Source organism: Actinomadura sp. NPDC048394 (assembly GCF_040651755.1).
In the GTDB taxonomy this organism is placed as follows: domain Bacteria; phylum Actinomycetota; class Actinomycetes; order Streptosporangiales; family Streptosporangiaceae; genus Spirillospora; species Spirillospora montaniterrae.
In genome coordinates this window covers 183,963-194,822 of sequence record NZ_JBEZJL010000008.1, presented here as the reverse complement: position 1 = coordinate 194,822, position 10,860 = coordinate 183,963, and the positions used below count along the sequence as shown (strand labels likewise).

8 protein-coding genes are annotated in these 10,860 nt (G+C 74.5%); 2 read left to right on the top strand and 6 right to left on the bottom strand.

Annotated elements, in window-relative coordinates; all coding sequences use genetic code 11:
* Window positions 1-87 precede the first annotated feature (87 nt).
* A complete protein-coding gene (locus tag AB0C78_RS07865; RefSeq protein ID WP_360743352.1) occupies window positions 88-2,004 on the bottom strand; it encodes a glycoside hydrolase family 3 protein in 1,917 nt (638 codons plus the stop codon).
* Window positions 2,005-2,542: 538 nt separating this feature from the next.
* Between AB0C78_RS07865 and AB0C78_RS07860 the strand changes: the two genes are divergently transcribed.
* Window positions 2,543-3,727: an MFS transporter gene (locus AB0C78_RS07860; RefSeq protein WP_360743349.1), complete on the top strand. Its 1,185-nt coding sequence runs from the start codon at window positions 2,543-2,545 to the stop codon at window positions 3,725-3,727.
* On the opposite strand, the gene AB0C78_RS07855 is transcribed toward AB0C78_RS07860, so the two are convergent.
* Both AB0C78_RS07855 and AB0C78_RS07850 read right to left on the bottom strand, forming a co-directional pair.
* A complete protein-coding gene (locus AB0C78_RS07855) occupies window positions 3,688-4,638 on the bottom strand; it encodes a helix-turn-helix domain-containing protein (protein WP_360743346.1) in 951 nt (316 codons plus the stop codon). The genes AB0C78_RS07860 and AB0C78_RS07855 overlap by 40 nt on opposite strands.
* A 220-nt stretch (window positions 4,639-4,858) precedes the next feature.
* Entirely contained in the window at window positions 4,859-5,935 is a 1,077-nt protein-coding gene (locus tag AB0C78_RS07850) for a PRC and DUF2382 domain-containing protein (RefSeq protein WP_360743343.1), read from the bottom strand.
* A 298-nt stretch (window positions 5,936-6,233) separates the two neighbouring features.
* On the opposite strand from AB0C78_RS07850, the gene AB0C78_RS07845 reads away from it, so the two are divergent.
* Window positions 6,234-7,286, top strand: coding sequence for a matrixin family metalloprotease (locus tag AB0C78_RS07845; RefSeq protein ID WP_360743340.1), 1,053 nt, complete (start codon window positions 6,234-6,236; stop codon window positions 7,284-7,286).
* A gap of 19 nt (window positions 7,287-7,305) precedes the next feature.
* On the opposite strand, the gene AB0C78_RS07840 is transcribed toward AB0C78_RS07845, so the two are convergent.
* The 3 genes from AB0C78_RS07840 to AB0C78_RS07830 all read right to left on the bottom strand — a co-directional run bounded on the left by AB0C78_RS07840 (window position 7,306) and on the right by AB0C78_RS07830 (window position 10,660).
* A complete protein-coding gene (locus tag AB0C78_RS07840; protein ID WP_360743337.1) occupies window positions 7,306-7,872 on the bottom strand; it encodes a class E sortase in 567 nt (188 codons plus the stop codon).
* A 257-nt stretch (window positions 7,873-8,129) separates the two neighbouring features.
* Window positions 8,130-9,422, bottom strand: coding sequence for a chaplin family protein (locus AB0C78_RS07835; protein WP_360743334.1), 1,293 nt, complete (start codon window positions 9,420-9,422; stop codon window positions 8,130-8,132).
* A 239-nt stretch (window positions 9,423-9,661) separates the two neighbouring features.
* Entirely contained in the window at window positions 9,662-10,660 is a 999-nt protein-coding gene (locus tag AB0C78_RS07830) for a hypothetical protein (RefSeq protein ID WP_360743331.1), read from the bottom strand.
* Between the last annotated feature and the right edge of the window lie 200 nt (window positions 10,661-10,860).

The window sequence follows — 10,860 nt, the reverse complement described above, 5'->3', positions numbered from 1 at the left end:
GGCGCGCAGCAGCCCGTTGTCCAGGGCGTTCCCGTCAGCGGTGACCCGGGGCGAAGGTCCGCCACGGCGCCGGAAGGCGAGGTCGGCTCAGCGGTGGGTGCGGAGCCCGTACCCGTACGGGAACAGCGGGTCGTAGTTCTTGTCGCCGATGTTGATCGGCTCCTGCGACTCGCTGCGCGGCCACGTGTACGACAGCCGCCCGGTGTAGGGACGGTTCCCGAAGAGGGTGTCGGAGACGCCGGCGCCCTCGCTGCCGGGCAGCCACGACATCACGAACGCGTCCATCTTCGGCAGTTCGTCGGTGACGATCTGCGGCCGCCCCGCGACGTCCAGCACGACGCACTTCTCGATGGCGGAGCAGACCTTTTCGATGTTGGCCTTGTCGGCGTCGGACAGGTTGAGGGTGTGCCCGTTGCCGACGTCGCCGACGCCTTCGGCGTAGGGCGTCTCGCCGACGACGACGACTCCGACGTCGCTTCCGGCCGTGGGCGCGGAGGCGTCGGCGCTGTAGGTGACGTTCTTGGCGTTCTGCTGAATGCCCTGCAGGATCGTGGTCCCGGGGATGGTGTTCCCGGAGGCGCCCTGCCAGGTGACGGTCCAGCCGCCGGCCTGGTTGCCCATGTCGTTGGCGTTGACGCCGGCGACGTAGATGTGCTGCGACTTCTTCAGCGGCAGCGTGCGGCCGGAGTTCTTCAGCAGCACCTGCGATTCGGCGACGGCGCGGCGGGCGACGGCGCGGTGCGCGGGCGAGCCGACCGTCTTGATGTTGGTGCGGTCGGTGTACGGGTGCTCGAAGAGGCCGAGTTCGAACTTGGCCTTGAGGATGCGGCGGACGGCGTCGTCGATGCGGGACGTGGCGACGCGTCCGGCCTTCACCTCGGCGAGGAGGGTCTGCTCGAACTGGGGCGCGCTGTAGGGCTCCATGAACATGTCCATGCCGGCGTTGACGGCCGTCCGGACCTGGGTGGCGTAGTCACCGGGGAGCTGGTGGATGGCCTCCCAGTCGCTGATGAGGAACCCGTCGAACCCGATCTTCTTCTTGAGGACGTCGGTGAGCAGCTCCTTGCTGGCGCTCATCTTGACGGGGTTGCCGACGCCGTCCTCCGTCCAGTCGACGCTGGAGAACGACGGCATGATGCTGCCGACGTGGTACTTGCGCACGGCGGGGATGTACGGCGCGAGGTCGATCGCGTTGAAGTGGGCGCGGTCGGTGACGGTGACGCCCTGGTCGATGGTGTAGGTGCCGCTGGTGGACGACCCGTACTTGGTGTCGCCGTCGCCCGCGTAGTGCTTGGCGGTGGCGAGGACGTGCGCGGGGTCGGCGAGGTCCTTGGTGTTCCGGCCCTGGAATCCTTCGAGTGCGGTCTCCATCTGGATGACGAGCGCGGGGTCCTCGCTGAAGGACTCGTAGGTGCGTCCCCAGCGCAGGTCGCGGGAGACGCAGATGCAGGGGGCGAACACCCACTGCGGGCCGGTCGCGCGCGTCTCGGTGGCGGTGATCCGTTCTTCCTCGCGGACGAGCGCGGGGTCGCGGGTCGCGCCCATCGCGTTGTTGTGCGGGAAGACGGTGGCGCCGACGAGGTTGTTGTCGCCGTGGACGGAGTCGATCCCGTACAGCAGCGGGATCTTCAGCCGGGTCTTGAGCGCGGCGGACTGGTACCGGTCGACCATGTCGGCCCACCCGGACGGGGTGTTGTCGGCCGGCACGGACCCGCCGCCGGACAGCACGGACCCGAGCGCGAGCGAGGTGATCTGGCTCGGGTCGGAGTCGATGGCGCCGCGTTCGGCCTGCGTCATCTGGCCGATCTTCTCTTCGAGCGTCATCCGGCCGAGCAGGTCGGTGACGCGCTGGGCGACGGGGAGCCGCGGGTTCAGGTAGGCCGCGGAGGCGGGCGCGTCCGCGAGGGCGGGGCCGCTCGCCGCGGGGACGGCGGCGGCGGCGACCGCGAGGGCGGTCAGCGAACGCCTGATCCGGGCGGACGTTCGGGTGTGGGGGTGTCGCAAGGTCCCTCCTGGGTCGTGACGGCGACGGCGCCGCGCGGCCCGGGCGGGGCCGCGCGCCCGCCCGTGTCCGCGGGTGCGCGGACGGGGTCACGGCGGCCCGGACGGCCATGACCCCTGCGGCGGGTTCAGCGTCATCAGGAACCTCTCCCGACCTTGATCACCTGTCAAGCGTTCCCGGCCCCCTCTAGATGATCTTGGTCGAAGCATGGGATCGGGGTCTTGACGGCGACTAAATTCACTATTTAAATCATGGGGCGAATTAAGCCGGTCGGACGGGTCGGGCGACGAGCGCCGGGCCCGCCTCCGGCGTTGCCCGCCGCGCCCCGGCCCGGCCGCCCGTCCCGCCACGGTGGCCACACCCGGCCGCGGCCGCCCCGGAGCTCACCGCGGCGCGCACGCGGGTCCGCCCCGTCCGGATCTCCGCGCCCGCCCCGTCCGGATCTCCGCGCCCGGGCCGTCCGGCACCGCGTCCGAAACTGCGCGCACCTTGTCGTTCCAGCCGCTCGTACGGGAGCGCTCCGCCGCGCAGCATGGCGCCATGAACGACCGCACCATGAACGACTTCGGCATCGGCGGCCGGTCCTGGTGGAGGGCCGGGCTCGCCGTCGCGACGGTGGGGTGGGGAGCGCAGCAGTTCGCGCCGCTCCTGCCGCTGTACCGCGACAGGCTCGGCCTCTCCGCGACGACCGTGCAGGCCACGTTCGGCATGTACGTGCTCGGGCTCGTCCCCGGGCTGCTGCTCGGCGGCCCGGTCTCGGACCGGCTCGGCCGCCGCCGGGTGCTCGTCCCGGCGATCGCCGCGTCCGCCGCCGGGACGGTCCTGCTGATCCTCGGCGGGACGGGCCCCGGATGGCTGTTCGCGGGACGGCTCGTCGCGGGCGTCGCGAGCGGCGCGGCGTTCAGCGCCGGCTCGGCCTGGATCAAGGAGCTGTCGGCGGCCGCGGCGGGGTCGGGGCCGCGCCGCCTGACGATCGCGATGAGCGTCGGGTTCGGGCTCGGGCCGCTGGTCGCGGGGGTCCTCGCGCAGTGGGCGCCGGCCCCGGCCGCGGTGCCGTACGTCCCGCACCTGCTCCTCGCCTGCGCCGCGCTGCCGCTCGCCGCCCGCGCCCCGGAGACGGGCCGCCGGGCCGGCGCGCCGGGCCGGCTGCGGGACGCGCTGCGCGTCCCCGAGGCGCGCGGGCACCGGTTCCGGACGGTCGTCGTGCCGCTCGCGCCGTGGGTGTTCGGGTCGGCGTCGGTCGCGCTCGCCTACCTTCCGGCGCTGGTCGTGGACCGTCTCGGCGGGCACGCGCTCGTGTTCGGCGCGGCCGTCACGACGCTGACGGCCGCGGCGGGGATGCTCGTGGCGACGGGCGCCGCGGCGGCGTCGAGCCCGGCGCTGGTGGTCGTGGCGGCGCTGGTGCTCGGCGCTGCGTACGGGTGCTGCCAGGTGTGCGGGCTGCAGGAGGTGCAGCGGCTCGCCCGCCCGGAGCGTCTCGCCGCGCTGACGTCGGCCTACCAGGCCGTCTCCTACCTCGGTTTCGCGGTGCCGTTCCCGCTGGCGGCGGCCGGACGGCTCGCCTCGCCGCCCGTCCTCCTGCTGGTCGTGACGGGCCTCGCCGTCCTGACCCTCGGTGCCGTGGCCCGCGCCGCACGGCCCCGCGTCACGGAACTCCGCGCCGCCGCCCCGGAGCGGCCGGACGGTCAGCCGGGGATGGCCGAAGCGCGGAACGTCCGGCGGTAGGCGTCCGGCGAGACGCCCAGGGCGCGCTGGAAGTGGCGGCGGAGCGTGGCGGCGGTGCCCATCCCGGTCCGGTCGGCGATCAGGTCGATGCCGTCGTCGCTGGTCTCCAGCAGCTCCTGCGCGCGGTGGACGCGCTGGGCGTGCAGCCACTGCAGCGGCGTCGTCCCGGCGACCGCGTGGAAGTGCCGCGCGAGGTTGCGGGAGCTCATCCCGGCGCGGCGGGCGAGGTCCTCGACGGTGAGCGGCTCGTGCAGGCGGGCGAGCGCCCACGGGAGCAGCCCGGCGAGCGCGTGCTCGCGGCCGGGCTCGACCGGGGCGGGGATGTACTGGGCCTGCCCGCCGGGCCGGTGCGGCGGGACGACGAGCCGCCGCGCCAGGTCGTTCGCGACGGCCGCGCCGTGGTCGAGGCGGACGATGTGCAGGCACAGGTCCATGCCGGCGGCCTTGCCCGCCGACGTCATGACGGACCCGTCGTCGATGTAGAGGACGCCGGGGTCGACCTCGACGCGCGGGTACAGCTCGGCGAGGCGCGCCGCGTGCATCCAGTGGGTGGTGGCGCGGCGCCCGTCCAGCAGCCCGGCGGCGGCCAGCACGAACGCGCCGGTGCAGATCGACACCACCCGCGCGCCCGCGTCGTGCGCGGCGCGGACCGCGGCGACGAGGTCGGCGGGCGGCTCCTCCAGGACGTTCCGGCAGGCCGGGACGATCACGGTGCCGGCGGCGGTCAGGGCGTCGAGCCCGCGCGGGGCGTCCACCTGGAACCAGCCGCCGAGCCGGACGGACGCGGGGGCGCAGACGGTGAGGTCGTACCAGGGGTCGGCGAGGCCGCGGTCGACGCCGAACACCTCGCAGGGCGCGGCGACCTCGAACAGGGTGATCCCTTCGCTGACGGCGAGCGCGACGGTGGACATGTCCGAAATCGTACGCCCACCGGCGTTCCGGACGGCGGCGCGCCGCACGGCCGGGGCCGCGCGGCGGGGCGCGCGGTGCGCGCGGCGGGCCGCGTGGTGCGCGCGGCGGGGCGCCCGGCCGGCCTGCGGGTGGAAGGGCCGGCCGGGCGCGCGCGATCCGGTGTCTCGGAAGGTGCGCCGGCGATACCGGAGCGGTGCCGGGGTGGGGGGCTCGGCGGGGTCAGCCGCGGTGGCGTCCGCCGCCCTCGCCGCGGCCGCCGCCCTCGCCGTGCTCGGCGTGCGTGCCGTCGTCGCGGGTGACCTCGACGCGCTCCCTGCGCAGCTCGCCGCGGACGGTCTGCTCGTCCTGGACCTGCTCGGTGCGGATCCGGACGCGCTCCACCGGGACGGTCTCCTTGGCCACCACCGGGCGCTCCTCGTAGAGGATGATCTCCTGGTCGTCCTCGGTGATGGTGACCTGGACGCCGGGCCGCCCGTCCGTGATCGGCTCCCGGTCGATCTTGATCTCCTCGTGGGTGACCGGGACGGTCCGCTCGACCATCTCCGTCTCCACCCACTTGCGCACGTGCACGCGGCCGGACTCGTGGCGCTCGGTCTCGATGCGCAGCCGCTCCTCGGACCGGGTGATCTCGGTCATCGGGGCGCCGGGCTGCGCGGGCAGCGGCTCGCCGCGCTTGTCCCGCTCGGGGTGGACGGCCATCCCGGCAGTCCCGGTGGTACCGGCGGTTCCGGACGTTCCGGCCATGCCGGACGGCGCCCTGCCCTGCGCGCCGGTCGTGCCCTGGTCGGACGCGGCCCGTTCCCCGGCCATGCCCTTGCCACCGGCCATGCCCTTCTCGCCGGCCATGCCCTTCTCGCCGGCCACGCCCTTGTCGCCGGCCATCCGCTGGTCACCGGACGTCCCCATGCCGGTGCCGCGGCCCTTGTCGCCCTCGGCGGCCCCCTCGGCCGTGCCCTCGCCGCCCTCCGTGCGGCGGCCGCTCGGCGGGCGCACGCCGTAGTGCCGGTACAGGTCGACGATCTGGGCGTGCGAGAGGTGCTCGTCGGCGTCCACGTTGGGCGCGCCCTTGATCGTCTCCTTGTCGTAGGGGACCTGCAGCATGTCCTGCGCCTTGCGGGCGCCGGACAGCGGGACGAAGCTCTCCCGCATCCCGAACCATCCGGTGTGCACCGTCACCCATTCGGGCGCGCCGGAGTCGTCGTTGAGGTAGACCTGCTTGACGGTGCCGACCTTGGCGCCGTGGGTGTCGGTCACGCTCATGCCCATGAGTTCCCGCACCTGTGTCTGCGTCTGCACCTTGAACACCCCCGAGTTGCCTGATTACCTCCTGATTTTTCCGGACCGCGCACCGGTAAACGCGTTTACCCAACTATGGACGGCGATTTGCCCGGCACTGACCGGACGGCCCCCGCCCGCCCGGCCGCCATTTTCCGGAAGATGCGCAGATGGCCGCCTATTTGGCAATGGCGATATTCGCAACGTGGTGATCATTTTAGGCTGCGCCGGTTTGCCTTTTCCGGCGCCGCGAAAGACTGACGGCTGGAGCGCGAAGGGCTGTACCGACACAGCCGCACCGACACATCGGAGAAATGGCATGGACGACGTCTCGCCCGCCGGACGCGGGCGGCGCACCGGCGCCTGGTGCGCCGCCGCCGCAACGGCCCTGTCCTGCACGGTCACCGGTGGCGCGATCACCGCGGGGGCCGCCGCCGCGCGGGCCGGCGAGGCGCCCGCGCGCCCGCCGGGCTGGTGCAAGCCGGACGGGGCGCTCACCGCGCGCGCGATGCCGCAGAAGATCAGGCTCTCCGAGTGCGACCTGCGCGGCCGGGTGGTGCGCGGCGAGAACGGGCTGGCCGCGACGGTCCCGTCCGACGGCACCTCGGTGACCGCGCACTCGCTGCGCACCGACGGCGCGTCCGAGCTGCGCGTCGAGGTGGACGAGGCGAAGGGCGAGATCACCCTCACCAGCACCGGGACGCGGGTGCCGCAGGGCCGGCCGCGCGAGTTCCGCGCGCCGATGGACGCCTGCCAGGACGACGCCTACCAGCAGGAACCGAGCAAGTGGCCGAAGGGCTCCACGATCGAGTGGCACTACTACCCGGGGACGGCGGGGCTGCCGATGTCGGGCGTGTCCACCGGGGTCTCCAACATGTTCAACGCCAGGACCGACTGCAACGCGGCGCACGCGTTCGCGCCGCTGCCGGACGTCTCGGAGAAGTACGCGGGCCAGACGACGACGGCGCCGAAGCTGACCTCGGGCGGCGTCTGCGGCGACCGCGACGGGACGAACGTGTCCGGCTGGGAGTCGATGCCGGGCGCGGAGGCCGACGTCCTCGCGGCGACCTGCACCTGGTTCCGGGGCGCGACGACGATCGAGAGCGACACCGCGCTGCAGACGCAGGGGAAGAAGTGGTGGCCGGGCCCGCAGGACGGCTCGTCCTGCCCGGCGGGCAGCTACGACGCCGCGGCCGTCACGACGCACGAGACGGGCCACATGCTCGGCCTCGGGCATGTGGAGGGGTCGCAGCACTCCGGGCTGACGATGGCGCCGACCGTCGCGGCCTGCGACGACGACCCGGCCACCCTCGGGAAGGGCGACTACGCCGGGCTCATCGCGCTGTACGGGGCCCGCTCGTCGTCCGCCTGACCGGGATCCGCCGCCGGGTTCATTTCCGCATCTTCCCGACGACGACGATGCGGTGTCGGTCCGAGCCCTTCGGGGTGCAGCTGATGAGCGTGACGTACGCGCCGTCCGGGGCCTTTCCGGGCTTGAACGGCACGGGTTCGAGGGCGCGCCGGTCGGTCGGCTTGATGATGTGCCTGCCGCGCACCCGGTAGACGTAGGTCTTGTGGTGCGCCTTCAGGACGATCCGGTCGCCGCGCCGCAGCTGGTCCAGCCGGCCGAACGGGTGCAGCCAGGTGGTGCGGTGCCCCAGCAGGACGGCGTTGCCGACCGTCCCCGGCAGGGCCGTCCGCGGATAATGGCCGACGCCCTTGCTGAGCATGCGCTCCGAGACGCCCTCGCGCACCTTGATCTTGAGGTGGATCCGCTTGATCGTGATGGTGGCGATCACCTTCCCGATCCGCGGCCGGGCGGCGTGCCGGGCGGCATGCCCGGCGGTCTGCGCGGACCCCGCCGCCGAGGCCCCGGACGGCGCGGCGTGCGCCGCCGGAATCCCCGCGGCCACCAGGCATCCGGCGGCCGCCATGCACCCGGCGGCGAGGAGCGCCACCGCGGGCCGTGTCCGGGCGAGTGGGCGTAACGCCGTCCCGCCCCGGGCCCGGCCGTCCCGCCTTCCGTGGTTCGCTGTCCCTTCGTTCACTGTCCTCGTCTCCTGCATCCGTCCGTCTTCCAGCGATCAGAGGCCGGGCGGCGCGGCCCGCACGGGAGGGCCGCGCCGCCCGGACGCGGGGAGGGGGCGGCACGTCTGCCGCCCCCTCGCCATCGGCTCGGCCGGCCGCGCGGATCGTCATCCGGGCCGGCCGTGACTCACTTGGTCAGCGGGGTGCCGAGCTTGACCGGCGCCTCGTTGCCCTGCGGCAGCTGCGTGCCGACCTGGCCGGGCGTCACGTTCGCGACCGGCCTGGCGATCCGGGTGACCTTGCCCAGCAGCTCCTGCACGGCGGGCATGCCGTCGGCGCTGCGGTAGTTCGGGCCCATCGCGATGCGCTCGCTCGTCCCGCGCAGGGTCGACGGCAGCTTGTGGTGCCCGGCCGCCGGACGGTGCTTGGCCGGCTTGTAGGGCTTGTGGTGCGGCTTCTTGTGGTGCGGCTTCTTCGGGAAGTGCTTGATCGGCGGCCGCTTGTGGTGCTTGCCGCCGGTCGTGACGGACGCCCCGCCCTTGCAGCCGGCCTGCGCGATGCCGAGGATCGCGCCGATCGCGTTGCCGCAGACGTTCACGGGCGCGGAGATCGGCGCGTACACCTGGTTGCCGCCGAGGATGGACAGGTTCCCGGACGTCTTCATGTCCGGGCCGTCGTCCCCCTTGCGCTCGACGGAGGCGCCGCCCTTGCAGCCGGCCTGGGTGATCCCCGCGATGAGGGAGATCGCGTTGCCGCACACGTTCACCGGCACGGAGATCGGCGCGTACACCTGGTTGCCGCCCAGGATGGACAGGTTCCCGGACGTCTGCATGCCGTGCCCGTGCCCGTGGCCGCCGCCCCAGCCGCCGTCCCAGCCGCCCATGCGGCCGTTGCCCGCGGCAGCCGGTGCCTGCGCGGGGGCGTCCGCGGGAGTCTCCGCGGGAGCCTGCGCGGGCATGCCCGCGGGCGTGCCCGCGGCGCCGTTGGCGGCGGACGCCTGGCGCTCGCCGGGCGCGGTCGCCTCGCGTCCCGCCCGCCAGCCGCCGTGGCCGCCGTGCCCGCCCTTCTGCTTGACCGTGGCGCCGCCCTCGCAGCCGGCCCGCGCGATGCCGACGATGGCGCCGATGGCGTTGCCGCAGACGTCGATCGGGATCGAGATCGGCGCGACGATCTGGTTGCCGCCGCCGATCGACAGGTTGCCCGAGGTGTGCATGTCGCCGCCGTCGCGGCCGTGCCGCTCGACGGAGGCGCCGCCCTTGGAGCCGGCCTGGGCGATGCCGGCGGCGGCGCCGATGGCGTTGCCGCTGACCTCGATCGGGATCGAGATCGGCACGACGACCTGGTTCCCGCCCAGGATGGACAGGTCGCCGCTGGTGCGGTTGTCCGCCGAGGCGGGGACGCCGAGTCCGGACGCCCCCATGGCGACGCAGCCCGCCGCGACGAGAGCGGCGCGGCCGGTGTTCCTTGCCCAGATGCGCATGGTGTTGCTCCTTCTTTCGGTGAATCGGTGAATCGGTGATGATCACTGCGTGCACCGTCCGGGTGAGCGCAGCGGGCAGCGGCCTGGCCAGGACCGTGCCGTTCGGAGAAAAGATCGGTGTGGAAGCGGGGGACGGGGCGGGAAGCGGCCGTCCGGCGCGGCGCGGGAGTCCCGCGGGCGGGGCAGGGCGGCTTCCGGCACGGGACGCGCGGGATCGCGCGGTGCCCGGTGGCGGGGTGCTAGTCGGGGACGACCGAGGGACGGCCCGGGGCAGCCTTGTCGGTCAGCGCGGTGCGGTGGAAGGCGCCGGGGTCGACGGCGCGCGGCGCCCGCGGGTACTGGGCGGCGCCGAGGTCGGCGACGGGCCCGAACGGGTGCCCGCCGGACGGCGGGCCGCTGCGCGAGTTGCCGTCCTGCTCGGACGGCACGCCCGGGGCGCCGGGCACGCGGTGCCCGTCCCCGCACATCCGGCAGCGGCCGCCGGAGCGGTGCGCGCCGGACGGCGCCTTGGCGGCCGCGTGGCTCGCCTTCGCGTGCGCCGCCGCGACGTGCGCGTGGGCGGCGCCGTGCGCCTTCGCGTGCGCGGCGCCGTCATGACGGGACGAGGCGTCCGCGGCGGGGCGCGGCGCGCCGTGCGCCGCGGTGCGCGGGCCGGTCATGCCGTGCACGAGCCGGCCGACGCCGCCGCCCGTCCGGACGCCGGGGAGCCGCAGGTCCGCCACCCCGGCCGCGTCGGCGGTCCGGGTCACGGTGCGGCCGACGGTGCCGCCGACCTCGCGGACCACGTGGCCGCCGTCGGCGGCGGCGTCCCGGCCGCGCTCGCCCAGGTAGGCGACGGGCCGCCGGCCGGCGTCGCGGACGTCGCCGGCGACGGCGCCGGGCGTCCCGGCCGTCGGGCGGCCGCCCTCGAACCGGAAGTGGCGGAGCGTGGAGAGCCCGGCGAGCCCGGCGGAGTCGTCCGCCGCGTCCCGCACGGGATTCCATCCGGCGGCCCGATCCGCTCCCCCGCCCGCGGATCCGTTGCCCGCGGTACCGGTACCGGCGGCTCCGTTGCCCGCGGTTCCGGTGTCGGCGGCGCCGTTCTGCGCGGCGTACGCGGACTGGTTCAGGGAACTGAGCGCGATCCATCCGGCGAACGCGAATCCGGCGATGACGGCGACGCGCGCCAGCGCGGTTCCGAGCGCGCGCCGACGCACCTCGGGGCTGCTCGCCCCGTGGCGGATCGGTTGGCGTCGCACTGCGGAAACTCCTCGCGTCGGGCCTGGTCGGGCCGTCGTTCGATGTCCGGTTCCGGGCCGGTCGGCATGACCGTAGCACCGTGCCGGGCGCATTCACCGATGTGTTATCGGGCAGGTCGGCGCGTCTTTGCCATCGTTTACCCGGCCATGGATTCCGCTTTTCCCGGACGCCTTTTCGGCGGTCACCCAGAAAGGCTTTT

Coding starts and splice junctions, on each gene's coding strand:
- AB0C78_RS07860 (WP_360743349.1), top strand. CDS start 2,543: ATGAACGACCGCACCATGAACGACTTCGGCATCGGCGGCCGGTCCTGG.
- AB0C78_RS07855 (WP_360743346.1), bottom strand. CDS start 4,638: ATGTCCACCGTCGCGCTCGCCGTCAGCGAAGGGATCACCCTGTTCGAG.
- AB0C78_RS07845 (WP_360743340.1), top strand. CDS start 6,234: ATGGACGACGTCTCGCCCGCCGGACGCGGGCGGCGCACCGGCGCCTGG.
- AB0C78_RS07835 (WP_360743334.1), bottom strand. CDS start 9,422: ATGCGCATCTGGGCAAGGAACACCGGCCGCGCCGCTCTCGTCGCGGCG.